Raw genomic sequence first — 15,264 nt, 5'->3', positions numbered from 1 at the left:
CCGCCGCCCGACGCGGCATCGCTGGACACGTTCTCGACGCCGTGCTAGGTTATTGCCGCCGACAGCGGCTTCTTCTGCAGACCTTTGCATTGTTCGCACTGGAAACGGGGCAATACAGGAATGGAGCCCGGCAATGAGTGGGTTGTGCCGACGGCATCCGCGGGGTGCCTGACGGTGGCGCGCACGTACGAGATCACGGTGCGCGTGGCGCAGGCGTACGCGGCCGGCGTTGGCGACTTTAACCCCCGCTATTTCAATGACGATGCCCCCGAGGGCGTTCTTGCGCCGCCCTGCCTCGTCTACTCGTTGCAGTGGAACAGCCGCAACATGCCGGGCGTGTACCAGGGCACAGCTCCCCCGATACGCGGCGTCCATGCCGCCACCGATCTCCGTTGGGAGAGAGCGATACGCGCCGGCGATACGCTCACGGTGCAGGGCAGGCGGATAGCGGTGCGCCAGATACCACCGGGGGTCTACCTCCTTACCCGCTATCAGATGCGAGATGCGGCGGGCGCGCTGGTGGCGACGGTGGACGACGGCGCGATCATTCGCGGCGCGCGCACCGACGGCGAAGAGGTGACGCTGGAGGAGACGCCGCCGCTGCCGGAGCGCATCGCCGACGGGGAGACAGGTTGGACGGCGGAGATCGCCATCGCAAGAGAGGCGACCCACGTCTACACCGAGTGCGCCGACATCTGGAACCCTATCCACACCGAGCGTCGCTTCGCGCTGGCGGCAGGGCTGCCTGACATCATCGTGCAGGGAAGCCTGACGATGGCGCTGGCGGCGCGCGAGCTCGTTAACCGTGTCGCGGGCGGTGATCCGGCGCGGCTGGCGCGCCTGGCGGGACAGTTCCGGGCAATGGTAATCCCCGGCAGCGCAATCCGCGTCGTCTGCGAAAAAGTATCGGCGTCGCAGGATGGATGCGAAACGGCGTTCTTCGAGGTACTGAACGCCCGCGGCGAGCCGGCAGTCAAGAACGGCGTCGCCATCTTCAGGGATCAGGCATGATGGGGCACTGACGCGCGGCGGCCGGCAGCAGCGCAGGCGTCCTGTTCGCGGCCGGGGCAAGCCTGCTCGGAAGTGGCGCCCGGGAGTCCCCGCGCGCTACGCGGCCTCAGCCATGCAACTCACGAACGTAAAGGCGAACAGACGGATGCCGTCGCTCTCGGTGACGAGCGTAAGCTCGTGCGCGCCGATGTCATCGTTCTTCACCAGCTCATACATCCGCGGCTCGTCTACCACCACAAACGTGCGACCGCCTTCGCGCTGCACGTCCGGCCCCGCTGCCATCTCCGACAGCGGGTTGCCGTCCTGCAACAGCTCCACCTCGCCGGGCGGCGCCGGCGGCGGATGCATGACCAGGTTTGCCTCTTTCGCCATGTAGCGCATGGTCAGCTTGCTCCGGCCCTCTGACCCCGGGGGGCGTTCCAGGCTTTCGCTCGCCAGAAGCCAGTCACCGTCCAGGTAGGCGAAGCCTTCCACGTGGCGCCCGGCGTCGCGGTAACGCGACGGACGGTCTGCCTGCAGGTCGGTTACGTTGCCGATGCGCCCGCGCTCGTACCCCAGGTACAGCTCCGGCGTAACCCGGTAGCAGACGGCTCCCGGCCCGTCTTCCGGGCGCACCGGCGCCATCACCTCCGGCAGCTCCAGTCCCGGCGACGCTTCCAGGAGCAGCGCCTGCAGGTTCTCCTCCGTCTGAGCGTATGCCCCCTCGCCGAAGTGGTAGAACCGGATGTAGCCGTCCTTATCGATCAGGTACTTCGCCGGCCAGTAGCGGTTGGTGTAGGCCTGCCATATCTGGTAGTCGTTGTCCAGCACCACTGCGTACTCGATCCCCATCTCCCGCACCGCTCTGGCCACGTTGCCGCGTTGTCGCGCGAAGCTGAACTCAGGAGAGTGCACCCCAACGATCGTGAGCCCCATCGGAGCATAGCGGTTATGCCACTCCCTCAGGTAGGGCAGAGTGCGGATGCAATTTATGCAGGTGTAGTCCCAGAAATCGATCAGGACGGGCCGGCCGCGAAGTTCCGTCATGCTCAAAGGCCCGCCCTGGAGCCAAGTAGCGCCCGGCGGGAACTCCGGCGCTCTGATATGCAGCGTCTCGCGCGTCATCGCGTGCCTCTCTGCAAGAATACCGGAGGGCCATACAGCAGACGTAAAAGCTCCTCGCCGTTCCGTGAAAGATGCGTGAATCCACCGGCCCGCGTTGACCCGTTGGCCGAAGCGACGCGGCCCAATATAATACGCGCGATCCCGAAAGTGCAAGGACGGAAAACAATGCGCTCTCTATCGAATACCAGGCTTACGCGCCGGAGACTCCTCGGGGGTGCCCTTGCTGCCGGAACGGGCGGCCTGGCTCTCGCGGCCTGCGGCGGCGAGGACGCCGAACAGCCGGCCGTCTCCGGGACGGACACCCCGCCTGCCGGCCAGCCCGTGCGCGGCGGGACTCTCCGCGTCGCCATCACGGCCACCATACTGAGCCTCGACCCGCAGACCACGGAGGGGGTTGGCACAGCGCCCTACTTCTACAGCTACCTCGTGCACGCTACTGACTGGCAGGGAAACGTGGGCGACGTCGCCACGTCGTGGGAGATCGTCGATGGTCTCGAGTGGGTGTTCTCGCTGCGTCAGGACGTCAATTTCCAGGACGTCGCGCCCGCGAACGGGCGCCGCCTTGTCGCTGAGGACGTTGTCAAGAGCATCGACCGCTACAGGTCGCTGCCGGTCACGGGCACGTGGAACCAGTGGGTTGACCGGTACGAGGCGCCCGACGACAGCACATTCGTCCTGCGCACTAAGACCCCTTATGGATACGTCCTTCCCACGCTGGTCGGCAGCACGATATCGGGCATCGTTTGCATGGAGGCTGTCGATCAGTTCGGCGACCTTCGCAACCACGTTTTGGGTAGCGGCCCCTACGTCCTGTCGGAGTTCGACCGCGACAAGGGGCTTGAGATGGTGCGCAACCCCGGCTACTACCATGATTTCCCCTACCTCGACGGCATCAGCGTCCGCGTCATGTCCGATGAAGCCTCCATTCAGGCCGCCTTCCGCGCCGGCGCCCTCGACACCTACGGCGCGAGCAACCGGATTAAGGCCGAGGCCGTAAAGGATGTGAAGGGCGTCGCCGTTCACCGGTTTCTCGACCGCGCCTACGCCTGCATCCGCTTGAACGCAGTCAAGTTCGAGCCGTTCAAAGACCCGCGCGTTCGGGAGGCCTTCGACATCGCGCTCGACCGCCGCGCAATGATCGACAGATTGCACTTCGGCGACGCAGAGCTTGCAGGCCCTGTCCCTCCCGCCTGGGACACGTCCTTGCCCAAAGAGGAGATCGAGCAGGCCTACAAGCGGGACGTCGCCAGGGCCAGGCAGCTTCTCTCGGCGGCCGGCCACGACGAGCTGAGCATTGACCTGAGCATGGGGAACTACGGCGACATGCCCGACCAGGCGGCGATCATCAAGGCCAACCTCGCGGAAGCGGGCATCAACGTCAACCTTCAGCCCGCGGAGCTCGGAACGTGGCTCGCCAACATGCTGCTGGGCAATTTCCAGGCCACCGTCTTTTCTCACCTCAAGTTCCTCTCCGACGAGATCCCCCTGCAGTCGCACCACAGCCTGGGGTCGTCCCGTGAGCAACGCGACTACCTGGGCGTGGACGACCCCGACGTGGATGCTCTGCTCGATAAGGCGCAGCAAACCGTGGACGACGAGGAGAGAAAGCAGATCGCCTGGGAGGCGGAGCGCCTCGTCCTGAAGCGCCATGGCCCCACGCTTCACCTGTACCAGCCCTACGCCTATCTTTGTGTGCGCGACTATTTGAAGGGGTTCCAGCCGAGCGCGTTCGGCCTGGGCCTCTTCAAGTATGACTACTGGCTGGACAAAGGCTAGAGTCAAGATGAGTTGGGAGCGAACCCAGGACTGAAGGAGTACCGAAGATGTTTGGCAGATCGAGGGTGTCACGCAGGGCCTTTCTGGGCGGCGCCGCCACAACCATCGCCGCGGGCGGCATGGCGCTTGCGGGCTGCGGCGGCGAGGAGAAGGAAAGCCCGCCCGCAACCGTCCCGGCCGAACAGGGAGAGCCGAAGCGAGGCGGAACGATACGCAGGGCAAGCACGGTGCTCCTCAGCCTCGACCCCATGACGGCGGCAGGCTCGCCGCTGGCCGGCCTCTTCTACAGCGTCCTTGTCCAGCACACCGACTGGCGGGGCACGGTGGGCGACCTGGCAACCTCGTGGGAAGTGGTCGACGGGCTGGAATGGATATTCACCCTGCGCCCCGACGTGCGCTTCCAGGACATCCCGCCCGCAAGCGGCCGAGCGTTCGTCGCCTCCGACGTCGTCCATAGCGTCGACCGCGAGAAGTCGATGCCCGGCGCCAGTGAATCTTGGGACACGTGGGTCGACAGGTACGAAGCGCCCGATGACGTCACATTCACCGCCCGCACCAAGAACCCGTACGCCTACCTGCTGAACCTCGTGGGCATGTGCGCCGTCATCCCCGTCGAGGCTGTCGAGGAGTTCGGCGACCTCACAAACCACGCTATCGGCACGGGCCCCTTCATGCTCGGCTCGTTCAGCCAGGACACAGGGCTCGAAGTCGTCCGCAACCCCTTCTACTATCACGATTACCCCTACGTTGATGGCCACAGTCTGAGGGTCATACCGGACGAGGCGTCGATTCAGGCGGCGTACCGCGCGAACGCCATCGACATCTATGTTGCCAGCAACAAAATGAAGGCCGACGCTGTCAGGGGCGTTCCCGGCACGACCGTCACGCGCTACCTCGACCGCGCTTATGGCTGTCTCCGCATGAACGCCAACAACGCTCCCGCCTTGAAGGACCAGCGCGTGCGCGAGGCCTTCGACATCGCGCTCGACCGGAAGGCGATGATCGACAGGTTGCAGTTCGGCGACGGCGAGCTGGCGGGCCCCGTGCCGCCGGCGTTCGATACCGCCCTGCCGAAGGAGGAGGTGGAAGCGGCCTACAAGCGGGACGTCGCGAAAGCGAAGCAGCTCCTCGCCGCTGCCGGGCAGGAAGGGCTGCGGTTGAAGCTGAGCATCGGCAACTACAGCGATTTCCCCGACCAGGCGGCGATTATCAAGGCCAACCTGGCTGAGGCCGGCATCACCATCGACATCGACGCCGGCGAGGTCGGCGCCTGGCTCTCCAACATGATGCTCGGCAACTTCCAGACCACCGTCTTCACCCACTACCCCTACATTACGGACGAGATACCGCTGCAGTCGCACCACAGCCACGGCGATACCCGCACGGACCGGAACTACCTGGGCGTGGACGATCCGGAGGTGGACGCCATCCTCGACCAAGCGCAGCAAACGATCGACGACGAGGAACGGAAGAAGCTGGCGTGGGAAGCGCAAAGGCTGGTGCTGAAGCGGCACGGGCCTACGCTTCACCTCTACCAGCCGTACGGCCACTGGTGCGCCTACGACTACATCAAGGGCTACACGCCGACCTGCTACGGGTTCGGCCTCTTCAAGTACGACTACTGGATCGACAAGGACTAGGAGACGCAGAGGCACATTTTTCTACTTTCGCCGCAACCGCAACTCAGCCGTGCCTGAGTGCCCCTTCCACGTTATCATCTGCGTCGCTTCATCATAGAAGGCCGTGCCGCTCGAAGCCTCTACCTGCGGGCCGCCCGGATAGTGCAGGCGCGGCGCGTAGACCAGCGTTGGGCCCGCCGCCCGCGCGTCGCTCTCGATCGATGCCTCGAAGACGCTGCTTGTGGGGTCGAACGCCATGCGCAGGGGGCGCCCCGCTGCCCACCGGACGTACGGACGGCAGAAGGCGCGCACGGCCCGTCCGCCGGCGTCAGGATCGCGCGGGTCGCGGCCGTCATCGGCGCTCCATATCGAGAGGTCTTCCTTGTTCCACTGGTCGCCGTGCTCGTGCGTGTTGTCGGGCGTGTAGTTCCACTGCGTGGAGTTCAGCAGGAGCGCCTCCAGCGCGCGGTAGTTGGCGTCCAGCGCGATCTCCTGAGCGCCGTAGTCGCCCGTGCGATAGGCCTCGCCGTCATTCATGTCATAGGGGATGCCGAACTCTCCCAGAAGCATCGGCGGATTGCCCATCCGCTCCCGAGAGATCGACTGCATGACCGCGAGCTGGCGCGTGAACTCCCCGGCGATCTGCTCTACGCCGGAAAGGACATCACCGGAAAACGTACGGTAGGCGCTTGGGTCGAACCGGCGAGTGCTAAGGGTTACGACGTCGTACCAGTGGCGGGCGTTGCAGACCAGCGGGTCGGGGTCGTCCCAGGGAGTGTTGATGTCGCGCGGCGCCCCCTCGATGAAGACGAAGCAGCCGGGATGGACGCGCCGCAGCGAGTCGCGGAAGCGCTGCATGAACGGCACCATGAAGTCCCATGCCGTCGCCGTCCGTCCCCCGGCCTGCTGGAAATGCTCCGGCGAACGTAACACCGGCTCCCCGTTACCATCCACGTCCCACACACCCGCTTTCCGCCACGGGCAGCCGTCCTTCCAGATGGAAACGCCGTTCGGGTTGAGGACGGCGCCGTTTGCAGCGGTGATGGTGTGGCCGTCGGCGGCGGCAAGGTAGTCGAGACAGGAGAAAGGGCGCTCTCCGCGGCCACCCACAGCGGGAGGCGGCTCCGCCAGGTCTTGCCCCCGGCCGATGTAGCCGCCGCTGGGCTCGTTCAAAGTGTCGTAGCCGAGAACGTTATCGAGGTCCGCGAGACGCTCGGCGAGGGCGCAGATGGCGTCGATGTAGTGCGATTGCAGGCGCTCCTGCACGCCTGAAAGCCCGGGGCAAAACGTGTCGCCGCCGTAGAACAGCGTCCACATGGTCGCGATGGGGACGCGGTTGTAGTTGTACGGCCAGTCGATGGCGTCGACCTCGACCGCCTGGGCGTCGAGAAAGCGCTCCGGCAGGAGGCCCGCCCACTCAAAGCACCAGAAGGGGGCGCCGTCGCCGCCCGTCCAGCGGCTCCAGACGTCGTGGTGGGGGTCGATGAAGACGAGCAGCCCGTGCTCTCGCGCCTTCTTCACCACCTCGCGCGCGTAGTCGAGGTACGCCTCGTCGTATCGGCGTGGGCCAGCGTGCTCGATCGCCTCCCAGGTGACGAGCAGCCGCAGGACGTTGAAACCCCAGTGGGCGATGCGCCCCAGGTGCTCGTCCGCCTCCTCGAGCGGAAACGGCCGCCCGATGAAGCTGACGTCCCGCCAGCCCTCGATTTCGGCGCCGAGGTGGGTAGCGCCGTTGGGGGTGTAGGGCACCTTAGAGCTGCCGCTGAGGTTGACGCCCCGCAGGATGGCATGCCGTCCCTGCGGGTCGATGAACCAGCCGTCGCGCGCGCTGAAGCCGTGGCCTTTATCTGTCACATCCTGCCTCCTTGCCAGAAAGTCTTCTTGCTGCCGGACTCGACGAGGCTCAGGGCAAAACGTACGTTGCAGAACGCGGTGCGCCGGCTGTGTCGCGTCAGCGGGACGCGCGTTGCATCTCGTACGACACGTAGCGTCCCATCGCCCGGATGCCGCGCTCGATGTCGGGGTAGACGGCGAGCCCCGCCGCCGCGAGCTGGTCGCGCGCTTCGAGGACAGCCCTCACCCGCTCTTCCTCTCGCGCTTCCGGCTCCTCGACGACGAGGACAAGCGCTTTATCGTTGTCCCTGCCCAGCCGCGCCACCATCTCTATCGCTTCCGGGGGCAGCTTCTCCAGGCCCATGCGGTGCAGCGCCCGCTCGACGTGGAAGTTGAGCAGCACGCCGTCGTAGGCGGGGTGGGCCGCCATCATGCCCAGGATGTCCATCTCGTTCGCCCGCAGCGGCCCCCAGCCGAGTATCGACGCATCGAGCGGGTTGCCGATCCAGTCCCAAGCGTGCGGGAGCTTGTCGCGCAGGGCTTCCCTGATCTCCTGGGGAACTGGCGTTAGCTCAAGGCCGGCCTCGGCGCAGAGGTCGGCCGCCTCGACGGTGCCGCCGCCGGCGCCGCCCAGCACTGCGACGCGCCGCCCCTTCACCGGGCCCGCGCAGCGATAGGCCACCAGCAGGTCGATGAGCTCGTTCAGGCTCGCGACCTCGAGCGCGCCCGCCTGCTCGACCGCGACCCTCCATATCGAGCGTTCGCTTGCGAGGGCTGCGGTGTGTGAGGAGGCGGCGGCATGGCCGGCCGGGGTACGCCCGCCCTTCATCACCAGCACCGGCTTGCGGGAGGCCGCATACCGTAGCGCTTCGAAGAAGCGCTTGCCGTCGCGCAGGCCTTCGATGTAGGCCGCGATGATCTCCGTCTCGGGGTCATCGGCGAAGTGGTAGAGGAAATCGACCTCATTCAAGTCGAGGGCGTTGCCGTAGCTGATGACCTTGCTGAAGCGCAGTCCGCGGTTCTTCCCCCTGCCGATGACCCGGAAGGCGTGGCTGCCGCTCTGCGATAGAAAGCCGATGTTGCCGGGCTCCTCTTCCAGCACCATGGGGTCGAAGGTGATGCGCTGCTTTGGGTAATACAGTCCCATGCAGTTCGGCCCGATGACGCGGATACCTGCTTCCTGCGTTCTCTTCCGAAGCTCGCGCTCCATTTCGATGGCGTCGGCGCGGCCGGTCTCGCTGAAGCGGGCGGTGAAGAAATGGATGAGCTTGACCCCTTTCTCTTTCGCTCCTTCCACGAGTTCGAAGACGGCGCTCGCGGGGACGGCGGAAATCACGAAGTCGACGCCGCCGGGGATGTCCTGAAGGCGCGGGTACGCTTTCAGGCCGAGCAACTCGTCGAGCTTGGGGTTGACGGGGTAGATCGGGCCCGGGAATCCGAACTTGACGAGCCCTTCGACGTACTCGTAGCCCTGGCTCCTCACGTTTGAAGAAGCCCCCACGACCGCGATGCTCTGCGGTCGAAAGAGGGCTTCGAGATCACTGCCGGCGCTGGTCTCCGAGAGGGCGGTCTTGTCTGACATCGCCGTCACCTTTCCTCAAATCTGACGTGGGCGGGATCACGCTGCCCCTGCCTGAAGGTCTCCGTCGGGGCTGCACGACCATTATAAGCAGAGAGGCGCTTTGAAAGGAAAAGGACGCGGGGGGAGAAAGGCCGCGTTCCGGCAGCCTTTCTCCTGTTCTCTCATCGCTGCCTAGGGTCGAGCGCGTCGCGGAGGCCATCGCCGAGGTGGGGAGGGACGCCTGCCGCTTTCTCTTCCTCATGCGCTCGGCGGACGCCACCGTCGAGTTCGACCTCGAGCTGGCGAAGCAGCAGAGCGCCGAGAACCCCGTGTACTATGTTCAGTACGCTTACGCCCGCATCGCAGGCATCCTCAAGCTGGCGCGCGAACGCGGCATCGATTTCAGCGACGGCGACACGCGCCTGCTCACGCAGCCCCAGGAGCTGGCGCTCATCCGCAAGATGCTGCGCCTCCCCGAGCTCGTGGAGGCGGTAGCGCGCAACCTGGCGCCCCACCACCTGCCGCACTACGCGCTCGACCTGGCGACCGCCTTCCACGACTTCTACGAGCGCTGCCGGGTGGTGACGGACGACGTTCCGCTGACGAAGGCGCGGCTGAAGCTGGTGGAGGCGGCGCGGCTCACGTTGTGGCGGACGCTGTCGCTGATGGGCGTCGCCGCGCCGGAGCGGATGTAGCAATTTTCCTTTCGATTCCGCCAGCGGGGCTGCGGCGCTTATGCTAGAACCTTTCCAAACCCTGTGGTCCCCAAGTATCTGGGCGCAACACACCAAGCGCTGGTGGCGTGAGAGGTTGTCTTGACCAGGGCCGTTCGGTGTGGCCGCTGCCTACTTTTGCCACTTGTCTCTACGTGAGCTAGGATTCTGTCGGGGCGTCCGCCGTCAAAATGCCAGAACAAGTGCTACCCTTTAGCGGCAACTCTTCCCGTGCGCTGACAGTGGCGAGGCGGTGCGTGGAAGAGGGCGGACGCATCGCCCTCAACATGTTCCGCAAGCCGCAGGACATCGCCGTCAAGGGACGCGGCAATATCGTCACCGAGGCCGACCTCGCAGTCGAAGCCCACGTCGTCCGTATCCTCGCCCGCGAGTTCCCCGACCACGCCCTCTTCTCCGAGGAAAGCCATCCCGCCGGCACGGACGTAGCCGACGGCTGGACGTGGGTCCTCGACCCCCTCGACGGTACGCGCAACTACGCCAGCGGCATCCCCTTCTTTTGCATCAACCTCGCCCTCTGCTACGTTGGGGAACCCGTCCTCGCCGTCACATATGACCCCAACCACGACGAGATGTTCCACGCCATTAAGGGACAGGGTGTGCGGCTAAACGGCGAGCCCATCCGCGTCTCCGAGAAGGCGACGCTCCAGGCGTCCGTGCTCGGCATCGACATGGGCTACGACGACATCCGCGCCGGCTACATGCTCGAGCTCGTGCGCGCCCTCTGGCCGGGGATGCAGAGCGTGCGCATCCCCGGCAGCGCCGCCCTCGGCATAGCATACGCTGCCTGCGGGCGCTACGACCTTTTTGTCCACAACAACGTCTTCCCATGGGATATCGCGGCGGGTATTCTGTTGGTGAGAGAGGCGGGCGGCATCATCACCGATCGCGACGGTGGGCCGGTAAGCATCTTCAGCGAGGGGATCATCGCCGGAGGTGGCCACGTGCACTCCGACTTTCTCCGGCTGGCGGCGGGCAGGCCCTGGCGGCAGAGTGGTGAAGAGGGGGGACGAACATGAGTAATCTGCCACCTCTCGGAAAGCGTTCCTCGACAATGCGGCTGCTCATGTTGGGAGGCGGGGTGGCAGGACTCGTCGCCGTGGTCGCTTTCGCCGCGGTCAGCTTCGATGCCTTCGGCCTCGGAGGCGGCGACGAGGCGGAGCCCACGCCCACGCCCGTCGTCACGCCCGAGGAGTCGGTCACGGCCGAGCAGGTGCTGGAGTCGTACGTGCGCGAGACGCTGGGCCAGGAGTACCTAGGTGACTGCGGCGCGACCCTCCAGCCGAAGGAAGAGGGGAAGCTGTGCTCGGCGTACAAAGGCGAGAAGGACGGACGCAAGGCGTTCCTCGTCGGCGCGAGCTCATACGACTTGAACCTGTGGGTGTTCCTGGAGCCGGAAGGAAGGGGCTGGAAAGTATATCTGACGCTGCCCGTAAAGCCGGAGACGGCCGGAGTGCCGGGCGCGCCCTGGCCACTGCAGGTCGGCGCGACGGTGGTCACTGCCGGCACGGGCAACTGCCTGAACGTGAGAGTCGCGCCCGGCCTCAAGGAAGCGGCGGTCGACTGCCTGGCAGATGGCACGGAGCTGGTGCTGGAAGAAGGCCCTGTGGAAGTAGACGGCTTCCAGTGGTGGCGTCCGCAGGGGCGCAGCGGCTGGGTGGCGGGCGACTGGCTCCGCTACCCTGAGGCGATGGGCGGTGCGCCTCCCACTCCTACCGCGACGCCTACGCCGCCCTAGCTAGCGCGCGCCGTGCTTGTGGCGCTCCACGAAGCGGCGGATGCGCTCCAGCGCCTCCTCGATCAGCTCATACGACTGCGCGTAGCACGCCCGCACGTGCCCCGCGCCGCACTCCCCGAACGCGGAGCCCGGTATCACCGCCACCTTTTCCTCCATGAGCAGCATCTCCGCGAACGCCTCGTCGGAGAGGCCGGTGACGCTGATCGAGGGGAAGGCGTAGAAGGCGCCGCGCGGCTCGAAGCACTTCAGCCCGATGTCGTTGAAACCTTTGACGATAAGCCGCCGCCGCCTGTCGTACTCCGAGACCATGCCCCGCACGTCTTCTTCGCCGTGCGCCAGCGCCTCCAGTCCCGCGTACTGCGAGGTCGTCGGCGCCGACATCATAACGTACTGGTGCGCCTTCATCATCGCCTCGACGAGGTCGGCGCGGGCGGCGACGTAGCCCAGGCGCCAGCCGGTCATGGCGTACGCCTTCGAAAAGCCGCCAAGGAGGACGGTGCGCTCTCGCATGCCGGGCAGGGAGGCGACGCAGACGTGTTTGTGGCCGCCGTAGACCAGCCGGTCGTATATCTCGTCGGAGATCACGAACAGGTTGTGCTTCTCGGCCACCTCCGCCACCGCCAGCAAATCGTCGCGCTCCATGACGGCTCCCGTGGGGTTCGCCGGGTAGCCGAGGATTATGGCCTTCGTGCGGGGCGTAATGCCCTCTTCCATGTCGCTGGCGCGGATCTTGAAGGCGTTGGCATCGTTCGTGGGGATGGGGACGAAGACGCCGTCGGCGAGGACGACGGCCGGCGGGTAGGCCACGAAGTGCGGGTCGGGGCCGAGGACCTCGTCGCCTAGGTCGACCAGCGCCGACATGGCGATGTTCAGTCCTTCGCTCACACCCGTGGTCACGATGATCTCCGTCGCCGGGTCGTAGTAGACGCCGTAGTGGTGCTCGATGTGGCGGGAGATCGCCTCGCGCAACCGGAGGATGCCGTAGTTGGACGTGTAATGCGTCTCGCCCTCTTCGATGGAGCGGATGGCGGCGTTGCGGATGATGTCCGGCGTCACGAAGTCGGGCTGGCCGACCCCGAGGGAGATGACGTTGTCCATCTCCGCCAGCAGATCGAAGAAGCGGCGTATCCCCGAGGGCGCGATGGCGTTGATGCGGCGCGAAACGTAGCCGCGACGGGTGCCGTCGGCGCAGTGAATGTAATCGGTCATCTCTCAACTCCCAGCCACACGTCTTTATGCGGGTAATAATACAAGACCATGCGCGCGTTGTCTTCCAGGGTGACCTCGAACACGTGACGCTCCGGCTGGCGGCGCTCCGCGTCGACGCTGACGACGTTGCGTCGCAGCCCTTCGCTCTCCACCCATTGTGGACGCTCGCCGTAGCGTCCACCGGAGTAGCACCCGACGCGAACGGGGCCGCCTTCCGCCACCTCTCGCCGCTACTCCTCTCGTATCAGCTTGAGCGCGAGGTCGTACGCGAGCCCGCCCGCGCGGAGGCACACCCTGACAGGTATGTCAGAGGTGCGGAACCGCTGGACCTCTTCCTCCACCGTGAAGTCGACGCCGGTAAGGGCGCGGCAGTGGACCTCGCCCATCTCGTCGCGGAAGGCGCTGAGGAAGCGGCGGGTCAGCAGCACGGCCTTGTCGTCCGGCTGGTCGCTCTTGTCGCGGCCGTGGGCGACGCCGATGCACATGATGCCGCCGACGACGGCGCCGCAGACCTCCCCGGTGCGTCCCATGCCGGCGGCGAAGGCGGTGGCGATACGCGGGAAAAGCGGGCTTTCGACCCCGAGTTCACGGCACACGGCCGTGAGGACGGACTCCGATCAGTGGTAGCCCTTGGCGAGCATCTGTTGCGCCGGATTCAGCTCCATCTTTCCCTCCCTCGTCGTCTCCGGCGTCCGACAGCGGAATCAGACTTGTGCCTGCAAGCTGCGTCGGCGTGGTCGCCGAAACATCAACGTCTATCTTCCCACCTGCCTGCCGGCAGGCAGGCCCAGCAGAGGGGAAGCCCCCTCTGCACTCCCCTGGCGCCGCACCCTGCGGACGCAACATTCACAGCGGCGGGCGGGACTTGTGCCACTCGGTTGCCTGCTCGTACGCGTACGCAACCCGGAAGAGCGACCCCTCGTCGAACGGCTTCGCCAGTATCTGCACGCCCACCGGCAACCCTTCCGAGAACCCGCCGGGCACCGATATCCCCGGTATGCCGGCGATGTTGATGGGCAGGGTGAAGATATCGCTCAGGTACATCTGATACGGCGTGTCCACCTTCTCCCCCAGACGGAACGCGGGCGTCGGGCTCACCGGCGTTACCAGCGCATCGTACTTCTCGAACGCGGCGTCGAATTCGCGACGGATGAGCGTGCGCACCTTCTGAGCCTTAAGATAGTACGCGTCGTAGTAACCGGCGGAGAGCGCGAACGTGCCGAGCATGATGCGCCGCTTCACCTCGTCGCCGAAGCCGAACTGGCGCGTCTTCTCCATGTTGTCCCACATGCTCTCGCCCTCCTGATAGGAGAAGCCGTACTTCACGCCGTCGTAGCGGGCGAGGTTCGCCATCGCCTCGCTGGGGGCGATGATGTAGTACACGGCGAGAGCGTAGGGCGTGCTGGGAAGAGAGACGTCCCAATCGACGCTCGCGCCCAGCGACTCCATGACCTTGATCGCCTCCACAACGGCCTGCCGCACGCCCGCGTCCATCTCGTCGGGGAGGTACTCTTTCGGGACGCCGATGCGTACGCCCTTGAGGTCGCGCTGGAGGAACGAAGCGAAGTCGGGCATTTCCACGTTCGCGGAGGTGGAATCGGAGGGGTCGTAGCCGCCGATGTGGTTGAGCACGATAGCGCAGTCTTCGACATCGCGGGTAATGGGGCCGATCTGGTCGAGCGAGCTGGCGAAGGCGACGAGGCCGAAGCGGCTGACGCGGCCGTAGGTGGGCTTGAGTCCGACGACGCCGCAAAGCCCCGCCGGCTGCCGAATGCTGCCGCCGGTGTCGGAGCCGAGGGCGAAAATGCACTCGCCCGCCGCTGTCGCCGCCGCCGAGCCGCCGGAAGAGCCGCCGGGCACGCGCTCGAGGTCCCACGGGTTGTGCGTGGGGAAGAAGGCCGAGTTCTCCGTCGACGAGCCCATCGCGAACTCGTCCATGTTTGCCTTGCCCACCATCACCGCGCCCGCGTCGAGAAGGCGTCGCGTGACGGAGGCGTCGTACGGGGGGACGAAGTTGGCGAGCATGCGCGAGGAGCAGGTAGTGGGAACGCCCTTCGTGCAGATGACATCTTTGATGCAGACGGGGATGCCCGTAAGAGGCGTAGCCGCGCCCTCAGCGATGCGGGCGTCGGCGTGCGCCGCCTGCTTGAGCGCGAGCTCGGGCGTGAGCGTGACGTAAGCCTTGACGCTGTCCTCCACCAGGGCGATGCGGTCGAGCACCGCCTGCGTCAACTCGCGGGAGGATATCTCCCGTTTCGAGAGGAGCGCCGCCGCTTCGTGAATGGTGAGATAGCAGAGGTCCAGAAATCCCTCCTGTGCAAGAGCAAGGCGCGGGTAAAGGCCGCGTCATTCGAGGATGGCGCGCACCCGGAAGAGGCTGTCTTCACGCAAAGGCGCGTTCGCCAGGATATCGTCAGACGGGAACGAGGGCCGCGCGTGGTCGGAGTCGTAGACGTTTTCCAGGGGCAGCGTGTGCGCCGTAGGGGGAACGCCTTCAGTGTCGATCTGGCGCAGGACGTCGAAGTGGTCGAGTATTTCCGAAAGCTGCTCCTCGAACCTGGCCTTGTCGGCCTCGCTGAGGCCCAGCCGCGCCAGCTTGGCCAGATGCTCCACTTCCTCGCGTGTAAGACCCAATTCCTTCCCTCTGAGTCCCTTTGCCTGCGATTATAGCATCGGGGTTGG

The 15,264-nt window shown here is 65.8% G+C and carries 13 protein-coding genes and 1 pseudogene; 6 read left to right on the top strand and 8 right to left on the bottom strand.

The features are described 5' to 3' along the window. The first annotated feature begins 144 nt into the window (after positions 1 to 144). A complete protein-coding gene (locus QME71_04325) occupies positions 145 to 1,011 on the top strand; it encodes a MaoC/PaaZ C-terminal domain-containing protein (protein MDI6857525.1) in 867 nt (288 codons plus the stop codon). Between the two features lie 96 nt (positions 1,012 to 1,107). Here QME71_04325 and QME71_04320 read toward each other — a convergent pair whose 3' ends face one another. After that, positions 1,108 to 2,115 (bottom strand): redoxin domain-containing protein, encoded by a 1,008-nt coding sequence (locus tag QME71_04320; protein MDI6857524.1) that lies wholly within the window; start codon positions 2,113 to 2,115, stop codon positions 1,108 to 1,110. Between the two features lie 165 nt (positions 2,116 to 2,280). On the opposite strand from QME71_04320, the gene QME71_04315 reads away from it, so the two are divergent. Continuing rightward, complete coding sequence (locus QME71_04315; GenBank protein ID MDI6857523.1) at positions 2,281 to 3,891, top strand: ABC transporter substrate-binding protein; 1,611 nt, start codon at positions 2,281 to 2,283, stop codon at positions 3,889 to 3,891. 47 nt (positions 3,892 to 3,938) lie between these two features. Next, the gene (locus QME71_04310; GenBank protein MDI6857522.1) at positions 3,939 to 5,531 is read left to right on the top strand and encodes an ABC transporter substrate-binding protein; all 1,593 of its coding nucleotides are present in this window, start codon (positions 3,939 to 3,941) and stop codon (positions 5,529 to 5,531) included. 21 nt (positions 5,532 to 5,552) lie between these two features. Here QME71_04310 and QME71_04305 read toward each other — a convergent pair whose 3' ends face one another. Continuing rightward, a complete protein-coding gene (locus QME71_04305) occupies positions 5,553 to 7,364 on the bottom strand; it encodes a cellulase family glycosylhydrolase (protein ID MDI6857521.1) in 1,812 nt (603 codons plus the stop codon). Between the two features lie 97 nt (positions 7,365 to 7,461). After that, positions 7,462 to 8,925, bottom strand: a complete 1,464-nt coding sequence (locus QME71_04300; protein ID MDI6857520.1) for a CoA-binding protein — start codon at positions 8,923 to 8,925, stop codon at positions 7,462 to 7,464. A 206-nt stretch (positions 8,926 to 9,131) separates the two neighbouring features. Between QME71_04300 and QME71_04295 the strand changes: the two genes are divergently transcribed. The 3 genes from QME71_04295 (at position 9,132) to QME71_04285 (ending at position 11,373) form a co-directional block, all read left to right on the top strand. After that, positions 9,132 to 9,599, top strand: coding sequence for a DALR anticodon-binding domain-containing protein (locus tag QME71_04295; GenBank protein MDI6857519.1), 468 nt, complete (start codon positions 9,132 to 9,134; stop codon positions 9,597 to 9,599). A gap of 275 nt (positions 9,600 to 9,874) precedes the next feature. Next, positions 9,875 to 10,654: an inositol monophosphatase family protein gene (locus QME71_04290; protein MDI6857518.1), complete on the top strand. Its 780-nt coding sequence runs from the start codon at positions 9,875 to 9,877 to the stop codon at positions 10,652 to 10,654. A 62-nt stretch (positions 10,655 to 10,716) separates the two neighbouring features. Continuing rightward, positions 10,717 to 11,373: a hypothetical protein gene (locus QME71_04285; protein MDI6857517.1), complete on the top strand. Its 657-nt coding sequence runs from the start codon at positions 10,717 to 10,719 to the stop codon at positions 11,371 to 11,373. Here QME71_04285 and QME71_04280 read toward each other — a convergent pair whose 3' ends face one another. The 5 genes and pseudogenes from QME71_04280 to gatC form a co-directional block, all read right to left on the bottom strand. Continuing rightward, complete coding sequence (locus tag QME71_04280; GenBank protein MDI6857516.1) at positions 11,374 to 12,582, bottom strand: aminotransferase class I/II-fold pyridoxal phosphate-dependent enzyme; 1,209 nt, start codon at positions 12,580 to 12,582, stop codon at positions 11,374 to 11,376. It lies immediately after the preceding gene. Further along, entirely contained in the window at positions 12,579 to 12,803 is a 225-nt protein-coding gene (locus QME71_04275; GenBank protein ID MDI6857515.1) for a hypothetical protein, read from the bottom strand. The genes QME71_04280 and QME71_04275 overlap by 4 nt, the downstream gene beginning before the upstream one ends. Before the next feature lie 9 nt (positions 12,804 to 12,812). After that, positions 12,813 to 13,184, bottom strand: a pseudogene (locus QME71_04270) (C-GCAxxG-C-C family protein). A 244-nt stretch (positions 13,185 to 13,428) separates the two neighbouring features. Beyond that, positions 13,429 to 14,886, bottom strand: coding sequence for an Asp-tRNA(Asn)/Glu-tRNA(Gln) amidotransferase subunit GatA (gene gatA, locus QME71_04265; protein ID MDI6857514.1), 1,458 nt, complete (start codon positions 14,884 to 14,886; stop codon positions 13,429 to 13,431). A 42-nt stretch (positions 14,887 to 14,928) separates the two neighbouring features. Next, positions 14,929 to 15,216, bottom strand: coding sequence for an Asp-tRNA(Asn)/Glu-tRNA(Gln) amidotransferase subunit GatC (gene gatC / locus QME71_04260; protein ID MDI6857513.1), 288 nt, complete (start codon positions 15,214 to 15,216; stop codon positions 14,929 to 14,931). Positions 15,217 to 15,264 lie beyond the last annotated feature (48 nt).

The sequence above is a fragment of the Dehalococcoidia bacterium genome, assembly GCA_030018455.1.
Lineage (GTDB): Bacteria > Chloroflexota > Dehalococcoidia > DSTF01 > JALHUB01 > JASEFU01.
The sequence above is the reverse complement of the archived record's forward strand: the minus strand, read 5'-3'. Positions and strand labels throughout refer to the sequence as shown.

Excerpts from the sequence above, each read along its gene's own strand:
- QME71_04320 (MDI6857524.1), bottom strand. The coding sequence starts at position 2,115 with ATGACGCGCGAGACGCTGCATATCAGAGCGCCGGAGTTCCCGCCGGGC.
- QME71_04310 (MDI6857522.1), top strand. The coding sequence starts at position 3,939 with ATGTTTGGCAGATCGAGGGTGTCACGCAGGGCCTTTCTGGGCGGCGCC.
- QME71_04315 (MDI6857523.1), top strand. The coding sequence starts at position 2,281 with ATGCGCTCTCTATCGAATACCAGGCTTACGCGCCGGAGACTCCTCGGG.
- QME71_04300 (MDI6857520.1), bottom strand. The coding sequence starts at position 8,925 with ATGTCAGACAAGACCGCCCTCTCGGAGACCAGCGCCGGCAGTGATCTC.
- QME71_04280 (MDI6857516.1), bottom strand. The coding sequence starts at position 12,582 with ATGACCGATTACATTCACTGCGCCGACGGCACCCGTCGCGGCTACGTT.